The organism is Bacillus sp. C1 (assembly GCF_054570475.1).
The window spans coordinates 485,031-502,398 of the sequence record NZ_JBTMZT010000001.1 but is presented as its reverse complement, the minus strand read 5'-3'; the positions used below and the strand labels follow the sequence as shown (position 1 = coordinate 502,398).

16 protein-coding genes are annotated in these 17,368 nt (G+C 37.0%); all 16 read right to left on the bottom strand.

Annotated features, from left to right (window positions below; translation table 11 throughout):
* Nucleotides 1-65: 65 nt before the first annotated feature.
* Nucleotides 66-1,034 carry an aromatic acid exporter family protein gene (locus ACX5JI_RS02700; protein ID WP_459499549.1) on the bottom strand — a complete coding sequence of 323 codons (969 nt, stop codon included), beginning with the start codon at nt 1,032-1,034 and terminating at the stop codon, nt 66-68.
* Nucleotides 1,035-1,310: 276 nt separating this feature from the next.
* Nucleotides 1,311-2,033 carry an amino acid ABC transporter ATP-binding protein gene (locus ACX5JI_RS02695; protein ID WP_459499548.1) on the bottom strand — a complete coding sequence of 241 codons (723 nt, stop codon included), beginning with the start codon at nt 2,031-2,033 and terminating at the stop codon, nt 1,311-1,313.
* Nucleotides 2,026-2,685, bottom strand: a complete 660-nt coding sequence (locus ACX5JI_RS02690; protein WP_459499547.1) for an amino acid ABC transporter permease — start codon at nt 2,683-2,685, stop codon at nt 2,026-2,028. Before ACX5JI_RS02690 ends, ACX5JI_RS02695 begins: the two co-directional genes overlap by 8 nt.
* Nucleotides 2,686-2,722: 37 nt before the next feature.
* Nucleotides 2,723-3,502, bottom strand: a complete 780-nt coding sequence (locus ACX5JI_RS02685; RefSeq protein WP_459499546.1) for a transporter substrate-binding domain-containing protein — start codon at nt 3,500-3,502, stop codon at nt 2,723-2,725.
* Nucleotides 3,503-3,805: 303 nt separating this feature from the next.
* Complete coding sequence (locus tag ACX5JI_RS02680) at nt 3,806-4,219, bottom strand: BrxA/BrxB family bacilliredoxin (RefSeq protein WP_459500264.1); 414 nt, start codon at nt 4,217-4,219, stop codon at nt 3,806-3,808.
* A gap of 144 nt (nt 4,220-4,363) precedes the next feature.
* Entirely contained in the window at nt 4,364-4,771 is a 408-nt protein-coding gene (locus ACX5JI_RS02675; RefSeq protein WP_459499544.1) for a YjdF family protein, read from the bottom strand.
* Nucleotides 4,772-4,890: 119 nt separating this feature from the next.
* A complete protein-coding gene (locus ACX5JI_RS02670; RefSeq protein ID WP_459500263.1) occupies nt 4,891-5,364 on the bottom strand; it encodes an NUDIX hydrolase in 474 nt (157 codons plus the stop codon).
* 159 nt (nt 5,365-5,523) lie between these two features.
* Nucleotides 5,524-6,702: an FtsW/RodA/SpoVE family cell cycle protein gene (locus ACX5JI_RS02665; RefSeq protein WP_459499543.1), complete on the bottom strand. Its 1,179-nt coding sequence runs from the start codon at nt 6,700-6,702 to the stop codon at nt 5,524-5,526.
* A 345-nt stretch (nt 6,703-7,047) separates the two neighbouring features.
* Complete coding sequence (locus tag ACX5JI_RS02660; RefSeq protein WP_459499542.1) at nt 7,048-8,367, bottom strand: dihydrolipoamide acetyltransferase family protein; 1,320 nt, start codon at nt 8,365-8,367, stop codon at nt 7,048-7,050.
* A 15-nt stretch (nt 8,368-8,382) separates the two neighbouring features.
* Nucleotides 8,383-9,366, bottom strand: coding sequence for a 3-methyl-2-oxobutanoate dehydrogenase subunit beta (gene bfmBAB, locus ACX5JI_RS02655; protein ID WP_459499541.1), 984 nt, complete (start codon nt 9,364-9,366; stop codon nt 8,383-8,385).
* A 13-nt stretch (nt 9,367-9,379) separates the two neighbouring features.
* Nucleotides 9,380-10,381, bottom strand: a complete 1,002-nt coding sequence (gene bfmBAA, locus ACX5JI_RS02650; RefSeq protein WP_459499540.1) for a 3-methyl-2-oxobutanoate dehydrogenase subunit alpha — start codon at nt 10,379-10,381, stop codon at nt 9,380-9,382.
* Nucleotides 10,382-10,407: 26 nt separating this feature from the next.
* Nucleotides 10,408-11,829, bottom strand: a complete 1,422-nt coding sequence (gene lpdA / locus ACX5JI_RS02645; protein ID WP_459499539.1) for a dihydrolipoyl dehydrogenase — start codon at nt 11,827-11,829, stop codon at nt 10,408-10,410.
* A gap of 4 nt (nt 11,830-11,833) precedes the next feature.
* Nucleotides 11,834-12,937, bottom strand: coding sequence for a butyrate kinase (gene buk / locus ACX5JI_RS02640; protein WP_459499538.1), 1,104 nt, complete (start codon nt 12,935-12,937; stop codon nt 11,834-11,836).
* Nucleotides 12,938-13,024: 87 nt separating this feature from the next.
* Nucleotides 13,025-14,125: a leucine dehydrogenase gene (locus ACX5JI_RS02635; RefSeq protein WP_459499537.1), complete on the bottom strand. Its 1,101-nt coding sequence runs from the start codon at nt 14,123-14,125 to the stop codon at nt 13,025-13,027.
* Nucleotides 14,126-14,159: 34 nt separating this feature from the next.
* Nucleotides 14,160-15,059 carry a phosphate butyryltransferase gene (gene yqiS / locus ACX5JI_RS02630; protein ID WP_459499536.1) on the bottom strand — a complete coding sequence of 300 codons (900 nt, stop codon included), beginning with the start codon at nt 15,057-15,059 and terminating at the stop codon, nt 14,160-14,162.
* A gap of 195 nt (nt 15,060-15,254) precedes the next feature.
* Complete coding sequence (locus tag ACX5JI_RS02625) at nt 15,255-17,327, bottom strand: sigma-54 interaction domain-containing protein (protein ID WP_459499535.1); 2,073 nt, start codon at nt 17,325-17,327, stop codon at nt 15,255-15,257.
* Nucleotides 17,328-17,368: the final 41 nt, after the last annotated feature.

The following is a 17,368-nucleotide window of genomic DNA, read 5'->3' as shown; positions in this document are numbered from 1 at the left end:
TAGACATAGCCAAATACTCTCGCTCACCTAAAAAGAATGGTTTGATGCTGTTTTTTAATTTGGATTTATATAAGTTCTTTCACACTATCTTTCCCTTTAAATTTACTTTTAATGAGTAAATATTGCTCCATTTCATAAACAAGTTGAACAAGCTTTGCACGCATTTCAAATTCTTCACGCGTCTCAGGAAGTGGCATTTCTTTAAAGATTTCTCGCATTTCTTGTAATTGTCTAAGCGAAATAAGTCCCGTACTTTCAGGACGAATTGAGTTCCCGACATTTTCAATCACTTCTGCAATCATATTTGATTGTTCATATGACCACGATAATGAAGCCGCAAGTGGCATAATGCGCTCTAAAATTTCAAATTGTTGCATGCGCATATCGAAATACTTATAATAATAATCATCTTCCCGCATAAATTCATTTTCAAGTTTTTTAAAGGACAGATCTTTTGCTCGTTTCAATATTTCCTCTGTTTCAATCAATTCTTTTCCAGACCAAGTACTATCCCGATTCCGTAAATATACAGCCATCTCAAATAAAATCGTTTTAAAATTCCACTCTACTTTTTCCTGATACCCTTTTAATTTCTTTTCTGCACTTGGCATATACATATTTATTAATAAAGCCACACTAATTCCAATTGTTAAAATTGCAATTTCATTTCCAATTGCTGACCATGTAATTTGCTTTAAGGAATACAGATGCATAACAATAACAGAGCTCGTCACAATTCCTTCTTGAATTTTAAACATAACAGCTGTTGGGATAAACGTTAAAAGTAATAAACTAATAGCAAGTGGTGTATAACCGATTGTTTCAAAAATGCAAAATGAAAACGCCATGGATAGTAAACAAGCTAAAAATCGGTGCAAAGAAACTTGAAGTGATTTCCACTTCGTATTTTGTACACATAAAATAACTAAAATCCCTGCTGAACTATAAAATTCTAAACCGAATAACTGCGCAATAAAAACTGCTGCACCTGTTCCCACTGCTGTTTTCACTGTACGATATCCAATTCTAAACATATCATTACTCCTATATATTCATTTTGATTTTCCGACATATAAGTCACGGCTATGAAAGCAAAAAGAGACTTCCACTCGTTTTCTCCTTTTGGTTTCACTTGGCATGGGGCTAAAACAGGCACTGACCGCTCCTATGCAAGGACGGACGCCCTCTTTCACCTAAAAGGAAAGGTTTTCTGCATTTTTATATTTGTATAAACATAGTTACAGTAAGTATAAAAAAAGGATGACAAACTGTCATCCTTTTCTTCTTATTATTCACGTAACTTTTACATGTTACAATATTTTTTGTAAAAATTCTTGCGCTCGCTTGCTCTTCGGCGCGGTAAAAAACTGTTCTGGGTGTGCCTCTTCAATAAGTTTGCCATCATCTAAAAAGAGCACGCGATCCGCTACTTCTTTTGCAAATCCCATCTCATGTGTCACAATTGCCATTGTCATTCCAGTAGTCACTAAAGACTTCATTACTTCCAATACCTCTTTTACCATTTCTGGATCAAGTGCAGATGTTGGTTCATCAAAAAGCATAACTTCCGGTTCCATTGCTAACGCCCTTGCAATTGCTACACGTTGCTTTTGACCACCTGAAAGACGATTTGGATACGTATCTTTTTTATCGAGCAGTCCTACCTTTTCAAGAAGTTCCTTTGCCTTTTTCTCAGCGTCTTGCTTGGCCACTCCTTTTACATTCACCGGTGCATACGTAATATTTTCTAATACAGTCATATGAGGGAATAAATGAAAATGTTGAAACACCATCCCAACATTTTCACGAACACTCATAATATTTATTTTTGGATTGGTCACTTCGTCATTACCAATCCAAATGTGACCGCTTGTAGGTGTTTCTAATATATTCATACAACGTAAAAACGTTGATTTCCCCGATCCAGATGGTCCAACAATAGCAACAACCTCACCCTTTTCGATTGTTGTCGTAATTCCTTTTAATACTTCACTTTGTCCAAATGATTTATGAAGGTTTTCAATTTTAATCACTTTTCTTCATTCTCCCTTCAATTGTTTTCCCGATTAATGTAAGGATAATGACTAGAATATAATAAACAAGTCCAACAAATAGTAACGGCTCTAGATATTTAAACGTTTCACCGCCTACAATATAAGCACGGCGCATTAAATCAGTTGCACCAATTACTGTTACGACAGCCGATTCTTTCGTAAGTGTTGCAAATTCATTCACAAGCGCCGGTAATATATTTTTTAATGCTTGTGGGAGAATAATGTTTCTCATCATTTTTCCATACGGTACTCCTAGCGCCATCGCTGCTTCTGTTTGTCCTTTATCAACCGCTTGAATACCTGCACGAATAATTTCTGACATATATGCGCCCGAATTTAAACTAAAAGCAAGTATCGCTGCTAAAAACGCCGGTATATCGTATTCAAAGATTTGCGGAACACCGAAATAAATAATCATTAATTGCAGAACGAGCGGTGTACCACGAAATATTGATGTATATAAATCAGCAGCGATATTTAAAACTCGTATTCTAGCAATTTTACAAAGTGCTAGTAACGTTCCTAACACAAACCCAATCAACGCAGACACAGCTACAATTTTTAATGTTATTTCTAAACCCTTTAATATATATGGTATCGACGGAGTAATTGCCGAAAAATCTAGGTTCATCTTTTGTCATTCCCCTCACAGAAAATAGAAAGGCAGCTTATTTTTCGCCGCCAAACCATTTCTTCACTAATTTGTCCATTTCGCCATTCTCTTGCATCTTCTTAATCACTTTATTAAACTCTGCTGTTTTATCACTATTTTTCGGAAGAGCGATTGCCGCTCCTACTTCTTTTGGATCTTCCTTGATTTCAATTCCTTGTAAATCTTTCATTTTTTCTAAATAATTTTTAGCAACTGTATCCTCTAAAATAGCAGCATCAAAACGTCCAGCTTGAATCTCTTGTACAATTTCAGGTATGCGATCACGGCCTTCTGCTTTGAAATCTACTTGCTTTTTAAAGTCCACTGCTTTCTCTTCTTGAATAGAACCTGTTTGCACTCCTACTTTTTTATCTTTTAAATCTTGTAATGATTGAATGCCAGAATCCTTTTTCGAAACGATCATATTTTTAGCAACAAAATATATATCTGTAAAGTCTACACTTTCCTGACGTTTTGGAGTTGGCGTCATACCTGCCATTACAAAATCCACTTTTCCTGAGTTAAGCGATGCTAATAATCCGCCAAAATCCATATCTTTTATTTTCACTTCATACCCAAGTTCTTTCCCAATATAGTTTGCGATATCTATATCAAACCCGATAATTTCATCACTTTTTGAAGCTTCCACATATTCATATGGTTTATAGTCAGCTGAAGTACCCATTACAAGTACTTTTTTATTTTTATTCGCTGCTTTTGTTTCTCCCTTACTACAAGCACTAAACATACTTACGATTAAAATAAGTGCAAATGAAATTGATAATAACTTCTTCATGTTTCTTCCCCCTAATAATGTATATTTAAAAGTTTTATAGAATTTTTATTCGTTGTTTGTATTGTAGCAACCTTTTTATTTTTATGCAACTATCAAAATAAAAATTAATTACAAATTCTTTAAAAACAACAATATCAAGATATGAATTGAATAAAATAATGTATAAAACACATCTTTTATGTATATATCCTCTTGGTATAAAGACTTAAAAGTAAATATTTTAACTCCCTTTTCCCCAGTCAGGAGACCAAAATAAAAACGGTATGTACACTTATAAGTGTACATACCGTTTTTATCGCTTTATTATAGCTCTTCACAATTCTCTTCAAAATACGATTGTAATTTTGCAATAACTTGCATTGGATCGTGGCCTTCAATTTCGTGGCGTTCAACCATCGTTACAATCTTCCCATCTTTTAATAACGCGAAAGACGGAGAAGATGGTGGATATCCTTCAAAAAATTCACGTGCACGCGCTGTTGCTTCCTTGTCCTGCCCTGCAAATACTGTCACAAGGTGATCTGGACGTTTATCATAATGTACGGAATGTGCAGCAGCAGGACGAGCAATCCCACCTGCACAACCACATACTGAGTTGACCATTACAAGTGTCGTACCTTCTTTCTTAAATGCGTCATCGACTGCTTCTGGTGTTGTTAATTCTGTATAACCAGCAGCCACGATTTCCTCACGCGCTTGACGAACAACATCGTTCATAAAAAAGTTAAAATTAATCAAGGGTTTCCCTCCTCTAGATATATCTATTTGTATCTTACCAGTTACCGTTTCAGAAATACAAGTAAACTCGCTTGTATTGTTTCTAATATAAAAAATCTTAGAGAAAAGGCTCTAAGATTTTTATTAATGACCTCGATGCTTTTGCTTTGCTTTTTGCACTTTTATAAGACGCTTTCTTCGCTTTTCTACTTCACGTTGCTCCTTAGCATACACTCGCTTTTCTTGTTTACGCAATTCATATGACAATCGAATCGCTTCTTGTGCCTTCGTAAGGCGAGAAGAGTTTATCTCTTTTGCTGCTTGTCTTATTATACGCTTTATATTTTTGGGACGTTTCTTCTGCCTTACTTCGACTCCGCACCGAGCAGCGGCTTGAAAATACGATAACATCTCCTCATTTACAAACGAAATTATTTCTTCGTCTGATGGCTCAGCACCAAAAATATATCGCGCCCCGTACAATTTTTCTTTTTCTTGTTGTGTAACAAGCCCTACAAAGTATTGACCATCATGATATACTGTTAATTCCATCAACAGCCCCTCCTAAAAAAGATTCAGAAATACTGGACATCCCGGAGGGGAAGGTTACTGACATACTAGTATGCGCCTGGACTACCAACCAGAACTGTGTTTTTGTATTTCTATAACTATTATATATGTTTTCTACTTTCTTTTTCTACCTTCACATACGCTTCAATCATCTTTTTATGCGAGCCTACAATATAATCTGGTAATTCTGTAATTGGAAAGAATTTAAGTTGAACTGCTTCCTCTTTATTAACAGATAACAAGCCTTCATACTCATTCGTATAATAAGCAGTCGTTACAGATTGAAATTCATCACCATTCGCTAATTTTATAAAATAATTTGCTCCAGAGAACACATTAATAAGCTTTAAATTCTTCACCTGAATTCCTGCTTCTTCATACACTTCACGACAAGCTGTTTCTTCTGGTGATTCTCCAAGTTCCATTAAACCGCCAAGTAATCCCCATTTTCCGTATGGCTCTGTTCGTTGTTGCAACAAAACATGTCCATATTCATCCAATACAAGAACAACAGCACCAACTAAAATTAAAGGGCGATGACCAACTACTTTTCGTAATTCTTCTACATATCCCATCGTAACAAACCCTTCTTTTTTTATTTCGTTGTCCACACTATTGTATCATATGCAGGAAATGGTAAAATGTTTATATTTTTCTTTTTAGTATGATTAACACAACTTCTATATATTAAAAGGCTGATTCGTATGAAAACGAACCAGCCTTTTAACATGAAATTAACTAACTGAAAACATATACTTTTTATAGGTTTTTCGTACCGATAGAACAAGCCCCATCATCATCATATTTGAAAATAAGGAACTCCCTCCATATGATAAAAACGGAAGCGCAATTCCTTTTACGGGCATTAATCCAACGATCATACCGACATTTTGGAAAATTTGTAGTGTTAAAACACCAATTATACCCGCACATAATAATGTTCCAAACAAATTATCTGCTGAATACCCAATTATAATTGTCCGATATAAAAGAAGAAGGAACATAAATACAACAAAAGCTGCAATTAAAAATCCACCTTCTTCAGCAATTGTAGCAAAAATGAAATCGGTATGCTTTTCGGGAATGTAGACACTTCCATATCCAAAGCCTTTTCCATCCATTCCCCCACTACCAACCGCTAAAATCGATTGCTGTGTTTGATACCCTTGATCTGCGTGCTCAAATGGATCTAACCATCCCAAAATTCGTGACTGTTGGTGCGGCTTTAGTAAGGTAACCAATTTGTTGAAAAAGATATCTGGGTATTTCACAAATATAAATGCTAACGTGGACAATATCGTCAGTGGAATAACTGTACATAATGCAATTAATTTCTTTTGAATACCTGACATGAATAAAATACATGCGATACCTGCAGCATATAGGAAAACCATCCCTGTATCAGGCTGACTATATACAAATAAAGCAGGTGGAATCGATACTAAAATAATTTTACCGACTAACATCAAATCCGTTTGAAAGGTTCGTACCACATATTTCGCATTATGCTTCACCGCTAAACTAGCAACTAAAATAAGTAACGCTATTTTGAAAAACTCTGATGGTTGAATTGCCCCAAGGACAGGAACACGAAACCATCTTTTTGCACCTAATATTTCAGGCGTTAAAGCTTTAAATGGTGAAATCTTAAGTATGATAATGGAAGCAAATCCAACAATATAAAATGGCCACGCTAATTTTTGTAGTTGGTCTAAATCAATGCTTGCAACGAGTAGTAATAACACAATACCTATTATATAGTTAATCCCTTGTTTCATTGCAAAGTTCGAATCTCCATATTGTCCCGTTTGCTGACTACTATATATGGCAGCTATACTTGTAATACATAATACACACAAAATTAAAATTAATTTTACATCTAAACTTTTTAGAAACTCGGTACCTCTCTTCATGACAACCTCCTGAAACATTGTTAAAGCAAAATAAAAAATCAGGAGTCAATACGCTTCTTGTTTTGACGGCTGATTGTACATTCATCTATAAATTCCTTATATAGAATAACTTTCTTTTCCAAACAATACAATACATTATACTACAGTTTCATCAGTAAGATTTGCCAAAAAAGCATTCTTTTTTTTATTGTATATCTATATACTGGATATCAGCAATATATTTTCACAAATTCATAATACATTGCTATTCATTGTCAGATTAATGGAAGGCGCTTTTAATGCGGGATAAGAAGTGAAGAACTATATTTGTTCTAAAGGAAAAAGCTCGCAGACGCGAGCTTTTTATTAATATACAGATGTATTATCCGCTGATATATTTTCAAGAATTTCTTTTACACGTCCTAAGAATTTACCACAAATTAAACCATCAAGTACACGGTGATCAAGAGATAAACATAAATTCACCATGTCACGTGCACCAAACATGCCATTATCCATAATCACTGGACGTTTTACAATCGATTCTACTTGTAAAATCGCAGCCTGTGGATAGTTAATAATCCCCATAGACTGAACAGATCCAAATGATCCTGTGTTATTAATTGTAAATGTACCACCTTGCATTTCGTCTGCTTTTAATGATTTTGTACGAACTTTTCCTGCAAGTTCTGTAATCTCACGAGCGATACCTTTAATTGTCTTCTCATCCGCTTGTTTAATAACAGGTACAAATAATTCATCTTCTGTTGCAACTGCGATAGAAAGATTAATATCTTTCTTCTGAACAATCTTGTCCCCAGCCCACATTGAGTTAATTTGTGGGTATTCTTTCAATGCTTGTGCAACTGCTTTAACGAAGAATGCAAAGAATGTTAAGTTAAAGCCTTCACGCTTTTTAAATTCACCTTTAATTGAATTACGGTATGACACAAGATTTGTTACATCTACTTCAATCATCATCCATGCGTGCGGTGCTTCGTGTTTACTACGTAGCATATTTGCAGCAATCGCTTTACGCACACCTGTTACCGGAATTTCGATATCTCCAGGTACTGTTGGTACAGAAACTGGTTTTGCCGATTCTGATTTTGGTGCTGCTGGCGCCTGCGCTGCTTTTGGTGCTTCTTGCGATGCAGGTGTTGACACAACTGCTGCCTCTTTTTTCGCACCAACTTGCGGAATATTTCCAGACTCCACAATATTCAATATATCTTTACGTGTAATACGGCCATTTGCTCCGGTACCTTCTACTAAATCTAAATCGATATTATGTTCACCTGCAAGTTTTAATACAGCTGGTGAGAAACGTGGTTTACCATCAGTTGGTTGCTTCACTTTTGGCGCTTTTTCAGATGAAGCTACTTCTACTTTTGGTTCCTCTTTTGTTTTCTCTTCTACAGCCGTAGCAGCTACTTCATCTGCTCCTTCGACTTGAATCACACAAACAACTTCACCTACAGCAAGTGTATCACCTTCACCAGCGATTAATTCTTTCACAATTCCAGTGAAAGAAGATGGCACTTCTGCATTTACTTTATCTGTCATTACTTCTGCAAGTGGATCATATTTATTTACATGATCACCAACATTTACGAGCCACTTACTAATTGTACCTTCTGTTACACTTTCCCCAAGCTGAGGCATTGTAATATTTTCTACAGCCATGTATAGTCCCCCCGATTAAAATTCCGCAAGTTCACGCATTGCTTTTTCAACTTTATCTGGATTTACCATAAAGAATTTTTCCATTGTTGGTGCATATGGCATTGCTGGAACGTCTGGACCTGCAAGACGTGCAATTGGTGCATCTAAATCGAATAAGCAATTTTCTGCAATAATTGCTGCTACTTCACTCATAATGCTTCCTTCTTTGTTATCTTCCGTTACAAGAAGAACTTTCCCTGTTTTAGAAGCCGCTTCAATAATTGCTTCTTTATCTAATGGATATACAGTACGTAAATCAAGAATGTGAGCAGAAATGCCATCTTTCGCTAATTTTTCAGCAGCTTGAAGAGCAAAGTGAACACATAATCCGTATGTAATGACAGTAATATCATCACCTTCACGTTTTACATCTGCTTTTCCGATTGGTAATACATAATCATCTTCTGGTACTTCACCTTTAATTAAACGATATGCACGTTTATGTTCAAAGAATAATACTGGATCTTCATCACGAATTGCTGCTTTTAATAATCCTTTTGCATCATATGGTGTTGAAGGAATAACAATTTTCAAACCAGGTTGATTTGCAAATAACGCTTCTACAGATTGTGAATGATACAATGCACCGTGAACACCGCCACCAAATGGTGCACGAACAGTGATCGGACAAGTCCAGTCATTGTTCGAACGGTAACGAATTTTTGCTGCCTCAGAAACAATTTGGTTTACTGCTGGCATAATAAAATCAGCAAATTGCATTTCAGCAATTGGACGCATTCCGTACATCGCAGCTCCGATTGCTACCCCAGCAATTGCAGATTCTGCAAGTGGTGTATCCAGCGCACGATCTTCACCGAACTGATCATATAATCCGTGTGTCGCTTTAAATACGCCACCTTTTTTACCAACGTCTTCTCCTAATACAAATACTTTTTCATCGCGTTCCATTTCCTCGCGCATCGCTAATGTAATCGCGTCAATATAAGACATTACAGCCATGAAACGTTCCCCCCTATTCTGCGTATACGTGCTTCAATGCATCTTCAGGTGCTGCATACGGAGCATTTTCTGCATAGTCTGTTGCTTCGTTTACGATATGCATAATTCCATCTAACATTTGTTTTTCAGATTCCTCTGTTAACACGCCAACTTCTTTTAAGTAAGCGGCAAATGTAAAGATTGAATCTTTTTTCTTTGCTTCTTCTACTTCTTCTTTATCACGATATACACGATCATCGTCATCACTAGAATGTGCTGTTAAACGATATGATACTGTTTCAATTAAAGTTGGACCTTCTCCGCGGCGGCCACGGTCTGCCGCTTCTTTTACAGCTTTATATACCGCAAGCGGATCATTTCCGTCTACTGTATATCCTGGCATACCATAACCAATTGCACGATCTGATACATTTTTACATGCTAATTGCTTTTCAACCGGGATAGAAATTGCATATTTGTTATTCTCACACATAAAAATAACAGGCAATTTGTGTACACCAGCAAAGTTAGCCCCTTCGTGGAAGTCACCTTGGTTAGAAGAACCTTCACCAAATGTTACAAACGTTACTAAATCTTTCTTTTCCATCTTCCCAGCCAATGCAATACCTACTGCATGAGGTACTTGCGTTGTAACTGGTGATGAACCTGTTACAATACGATTTTTCTTTTGACCGAAGTGACCAGGCATTTGACGACCACCAGAGTTTGGATCTCCTGCTTTTGCAAAGCCAGATAACATAAGCTCTTTTGCTGTCATACCAAATGCTAGCACAACCCCCATATCACGGTAGTATGGTAATGCATAGTCTTTTTCACGATCAAGCGCAAATGCTGCGCCGACTTGTGCAGCTTCTTGTCCTTGACAAGAAATTACAAATGGAATTTTCCCTGCACGGTTCAATAACCACATACGTTCGTCAATTTTACGTGCGAGTAACATCGTACGATACATTTCTAATACTTGCTCATCACTTAAGCCAAGCTCTTCATGGCGCTTTTCTTTTACTTCTGCCATTTTCATAACCTCCTAAATCCACATTTTTATGCGTGTAACGCTTTTCCATCTACTGCTAATGCAGCTTCACCAATCGCTTCTGATAGTGATGGATGCGGATGAATTGTATGTGCCACTTCCCAAGGTGTTGCATCAAGCACTCTTGCAAGACCTGCTTCAGAAATCATATCCGTTACATGCGGTCCAATCATGTGAACACCAAGAATATCATTTGTTTCTTCATCAACTACAAGTTTGACAAAGCCATCTGATTCCCCATATACAAGCGCTTTTCCAATTGCACGGAATGAGAATTTACCTACTTTTAACTTATAGCCTTTCTCTTTTGCTTCCTGTTCTGTTAAACCAACAGAAGCAACTTCTGGGCTACTATATACGCATTTCGATACCATAGAATAATCAATTGGCATAACTTCTTTACCTGCAATATGTTCTACAGCAACGATCCCTTCATGAGAGGCAACATGTGCAAGTTGTAAGCCGCCAATTACATCACCAATTGCGTAAATATGCGATTCTTTCGTTTGATAAAACTCATTTGTTTGAATATATCCTTTTTCTACGATGATATCTGTATTCTCTAGACCGATATTTTGCGTATTTGCTTGTCTTCCTACAGATACAAGCATTTTTTCTGCCTTGAATTCTTTATTTTCACCATTGTGTTCAGCTTGAATTGCTACTCCATTATCTTTTACTAATGTTTCTGGTAATACTTTTGCACCTGTCACTACTTTAATACCTTTTTTCTTTAAAAGGCGTTGCATTTCTTTTGAAACATCTTGATCTTCAAGAGGTAGGACGTGCTTTGCGTATTCTAATACAGTAACTTCTACACCAAAGTCAGCAAGCATAGATGCCCATTCAATCCCAATTACTCCACCGCCAACAATAATAATAGATTTCGGAAGCGTTTCCATTTTTAGGGTATGATCTGATGACATTACGTATTCTCCGTCTAATTCTAATCCCGGTAATGAATTTGGACGAGAACCTGTTGCAATAAGGACATTTTTAGGAATTAACATTTCATTCTCTTCTCCACTTGCAAGTTCAACCGAAATTGTTCCTGGCATTGGAGAGAAGATAGAAGGTCCAAGAATTCGGCCGATACCTTCAAACACATCAATTTTACCTTGCTTCATTAAATGTTGAACGCCTTTATGAAGCTGCGTGACAATCTTTTCTTTACGCTCTTGTACTTTTGCAAAGTTTAATTCTACATTGCTCGTTACAACGCCAAACTCTTCACTCTTTTTGGTAGTTGCATATACTTCAGCACTACGAAGCAGCGCTTTACTAGGAATACATCCTTTATGTAAACAAGTTCCACCAAGATTATCTTTTTCAACAAGCGCTGTTTTTAGCCCTAATTGTGATGCACGAATAGCAGCAACATATCCACCAGTACCGCCGCCAACGATGACTAAATCATATTCTTTTGCCATTATCTCAACCCCTAGCTACCGTTTCTTTTTCTCGTACAACATACTCTTTTGGAGCTTCTTCCTCACGTAACACACGAAGCGCCCCTTCTGCTAATGCTTGTAATTCATCTTCTCCAGGATGTACAATGACATCTGCAATCCAATGAACACGCTCTTTAATTTCATCAACAAGGATTTTGCTATATGCAAGTCCACCTGTTAACACAATCGCATCTATTTTCCCATGAAGAACGGTGCTTGCCCCGCCAATCTCTTTTGCAACTTGATATGCCATTGCTTTGTAAATAAGCGTTGCCTCAGGGTCACCTTTCTCAACCATGTTTTCAACTTTAATTGCATCATTGGTACCAATGAGACTTACTAATCCACCTTGTCCAACAATCTTTTTCATCATTTCATCGCGGTAATACTCACCAGAGAAACACATTTCAACCAACTGTCCAACTGGTACTGTTCCAGCACGTTCTGGACTAAATGGCCCTTCTCCATTTAAGCCGTTATTTACATCGATAACTTTTCCATTTTTATGAGCGCCAACAGTAATCCCGCCGCCCATGTGAGCAATTAATAAGTTTAGATCTTCATACTTACGATCAAGTTCTGCTGCAACTTTTCGTGCTACCGCTTTTTGATTTAACGCATGAAAAATACTTTTCCGTTCCATGCCAGCGATCCCACTAATACGTGCAATTGGCGCCATTTCATCAACAACAACTGGATCTACGATGAATGCTGGAATATTTAACCCAGAAGCGATCTCATACGCTAATATTCCTCCAAGGTTTGACGCGTGATGACCACTATAGCCATTTTTTAAATCTTCTAACATCGATTCGTTTACTGTATACGTGCCACCTTCAATCGGACGAAGTAATCCCCCGCGGCCACAAACAGCATTTAATTTCGAAATATTAATACCATGAGAATGAAGAACTTCTAAAATCGTTTCTTTTCGAAATTCATATTGATCAATAATTCGTTTATATTCCCCAATTTTATCCACATCATGACGAATCGTTTCTTCTAGAACAGGTCTTTCATTATCAAAAACACCTATTTTTGTAGATGTACTACCCGGATTAATAACAAGGATTCGATTTAAGGACACTGTTGCTACCTCCACCTTTAAATTCAAAAGGCAGTGGAAACCTCATAAGAGGTAACCACAGCTTTTGTAAAATTTATATATGATAGATTATCGACGGCTAATAATATCATGACCGTTGCGTAAGAATGTGCTACGTGTATTTTTTAAACTTGCAATACGCTCTTCAGCTAGACGATCTGCTGCAACATAAGTTGGCACACCATCACGTTTTGAAATCTCAATTACTTTTGCAATTGTGTCATAAATAGACTCTACGCGTTTTAATGCACGTTCTCTATTATATCCATATAATTCATCTGCTACGTTAATTACGCCGCCTGCATTAATTACATAATCTGGTGCGTATACAATTCCCATTTCATGAACCACATCACCATGACGATCTTCTTTTAATTGGTTATTTGCAGAACCCGCAATTACTTTCGCTTTCAATTGTGGAATTGTTTCGTCATTTACTGTTGCACCTAATGCACATGGCGCGTAAATGTCACATTCTACACCGTAAATGTCGTTTGGCTCAACTGCTGTTGCACCAAATTCTTCTACTGCACGTTGTACCGCTTCTTTATTAATATCTGTAACGATTAATTGTGCCCCCTCAGCATGTAAATGTTTACATAAGTGGTATGCTACGTTTCCGACACCTTGAACAGCAATTACTTTACCTTCTAAGCTATCTGTACCAAACGCTTCTTTCGCTGCTGCTTTCATACCACGATACACACCATAAGCAGTTACTGGAGATGGGTTACCAGAAGAACCGAATGAAGGTGAAATACCTGTAACAAAATCAGTTTCTTCGTGAATAATATCCATATCATCTACAGTTGTACCAACATCTTCTGCTGTAATATAACGACCGTTTAAACCTTGAATGTAACGTCCTAGTGCACGGAACATCGCTTCACTTTTATCTTTACGTGGGTCACCGATGATAACTGTTTTTGCACCACCTAGATTTAAACCAGCTGCTGCATTTTTATATGTCATCCCTTTTGCAAGACGCAATGCATCTTCAATCGCCGCTTCTTCAGAATCATATGTCCACATTCTTGTTCCACCAAGGGCTGGTCCAAGTGTTGTATCATGAATTGCAATGATTGCTTTTAATCCCGATTCTTTATCTTGGCAAAATACTACTTGCTCATAATCATATTTTTCTAAGTATTCGAAGATTTCTAATGTCATTGTCATTTCCCCCTAATTGTTTTACTCTTTTGGTTTATTTAGAAGCAGTCGCAACTGCTAACGCTAATGAATATACTTTTGTTTCTGCTGAATCAGCACGAGATGTTAAAACAATTGGTGCTTTTGCACCAGCAATCATCGCTCCTACATTTGCATTTGCAAAGTAGACAAGCGATTTATATAGCACGTTTCCAGCTTCAATCGTTGGGACGAGTAAAATGTCTGCCTTACCTGCTACATCACCTACTATGCCTTTATGCTCTGCTGCAATTTGTGATACAGCATTATCTAAAGCAAGCGGTCCATCAACGATACAATCTTTAATTTGTCCGCGACGATTCATTTGTGTTAACATCGCTGCATCGATTGTCGCCTGCATCGCTGGATTAATAACTTCCACCGCTGCGATTGGAGCCACTTTCGGCAATTCAATTCCTATTGCCCGGGCAACAGAGACAGTATTTTGTATAATAGCAGCTTTTTGTTGTACATCAGGTGCAATGTTCATCGCTGCATCTGTGACAAAAATAAAGCGATCATAATTTGGAACTTCAAATGCAGCAACATGCGATAGCACGCTACCTTTACGCAGTCCCCACTCTTTATTTAATACTGCTTTTAAAATACTTGCCGTTGGAATGTTCCCCTTCATAAGTACATCTGCTTCACCATGTCTTACTGCTTTAACAGAAAGTTCTGCAGCCTGAATGTTTGATGACGCTGCAATTACTTGAACATGTTCCGATGTTTGTAATCCATGTTCTTGTAGCATTTCCATAATTGTTTCTTGATTTCCATATAGACGAAATTGAGCTAACTGTAATTGAATCGCCTTAGCTACTGCTTCAATTACTTCATGATCTTCAGCTACTGCTACAGCTACTGTTTTTTTAGGCTGTCCTGCCGCTTGATCAATTAAGTGTTTTAACTTCATATTTTGTACTCAACCCTTTCCGTCGTCCCTCGTCTATTCATTAAGCAAATACCGTGCCAACTTTTCAAATTGGCCATACCAATTATGAAAACGCATACAAAATACAGTGAAATCAGTACTTTGGAAAATTACATAATATTCTGTCTTAAATTGTCGTTTTTTATATACCATGCAATAAATTGCATGGTGCGCAATTTATTGCATGCCATTTTTTGCATGGTCATACTTTTCTAACTTATAATACAAATTTCGAACTGAAATTCCTAACGCTTTCGCTGTCTTCGTTTTATTCCCATCAAATTTCTCTAAATATTCATGTATAATGTTTCCTTCAAACTCTGTGACCAAATGTTCAAGGGGCTTTTCCTCTAGTTCTAGCAGCAAATTACCACCTTTTAACTCTACTTGATCTTCCTTATGTAAAGAGGGTAAATGATGCACATCAATATACATCTCATTATAATTCATAAAAATAATAGCCCGTCCCAAAATATTTTCAAGCTCCCTGACATTTCCCGGCCAATCATACGATTGCAAATATTCAATAGCCGATTCCGTTAACCCTTCTACATTACGGCCATAATCTTGATTAATTTTTTGAATCAATCGTTCTGATATAACAGGAATATCTTCCTTTCGCTGACGAAGAGAAGGAATTTGAATCGGAATTTTATTCAAACGATAATATAAATCTTCTCGGAATTCTCCTTCCAAAATTGCTTTTTCTAAATTCACATGTGTCGCCGCAATCACCCGAACATGAATAGGAATCGGCTTTGTTCCCCCAACCTTCACAATTTCTTTTTCCTGCAAAACGCGTAGTAATTTCGCTTGTGTACTTGCAGAAAGCTCTCCAATCTCATCTAAAAAAATACTCCCATTATTCGCCTCTTCAAAAAAACCACGTTTTCCGCCTCTTCTCGCTCCGGAAAAAGCCCCTTCTTCATAGCCAAACAATTCACTTTCTAATAAATTTTCCGAAATAGCAGCACAGTTCACACGAACAAATTTATTGTATTTACGATTACTCCCATTATGAATAGCATGCGCAAACAACTCTTTACCAGTTCCCGACTCCCCGCGAAGCAATACAGTTGCCGGGGTATTTGCTCCAAGCTTAGCTTGTTCTATTGCCGCCATTGTTTCATCAGAAGTCCCTACAATATCATCAAAAGAATATTTCGCTTCTAGCGTTCGAATAATCTGTCTCGCACGATTTAATTCATGTGTTAATTTTTGAATTTCTGACACATCACGAATTACACCAACGCTCCCCTTCAATATACCGTCAACAATAATCGGTGCGACATTTACAATTACATCTCGTTTTTTCTGTCCAATCTTCATATGTATCCCTCGAACAGCTCTACGCGTTCGAAGTACTTTCATATGCATACTCTCGCCCTCTACAATATCAGTTGTCGCCGGCTTCCCAATAATATCATCCTCGGATAGACCCGTTAACTTTGTATAAGCAGGATTAATAACAAGACCTCTTCCTTTCTCATCTACAACAGAAATTGCTTCTTCTGATGAATGAATAATCGCTTCCAATAATGTCTGAATTTCCTTTAAATCTGTAACTTCTTCCGCCAAATCCACAACTTCTGTAATATCTTTAAAAATCGCAAATGCCCCTTGAACTTCTCCATCTTCTTTCAAAATAGGAATACGCGTTGTAATAATCTTCTTTCCATTTCCTAATGTCAACTCATGATTGACTTCTATTTGTTTCGTTCGTATAATTCGAAGTAATTTACTAGTCGGGATTACTTCGAAAATATATTTCCCCGCCGCTTCTTTCGCTTTATAGCCTGTTATACGTTCTGCACTTTTATTGAATAACTTTACATATCCCTCTGGATCAATCACGATCATTCCATCATGAGTGGAATTTAAAATTAAATTCCCTTGCTGCGTTTGTTCCTTTAACTTTTCAATCAAATTCTCTTTCTCATGCGCCAACTTCGCAACAATTTTCGCAATATCTCCTGGGATTAAAAGAGTATTTTCACGTTTCTTTTCTAAAAGAATTTTATGTAAATGATAATCCCCAGTCATATCGAATATCACATCAATATCCACTTCCAAAAAAGGCTCTATATCCACTCCAATTGCAATATGTTGTTCTTTTGCAAGTTGTAACCCCTTCGCCTCTGGATTTATATCAATCATTCCTGTAATTTCAAATATATTCGAACTATGCAGCAAGCCAAGAATTGTACTTCCACCTTCACCCGCTCCGATAATTAATACTTTTTGTTTCACACATTACACTTCCCCTCGAAGTATCTCTGCAAAATTTTTCA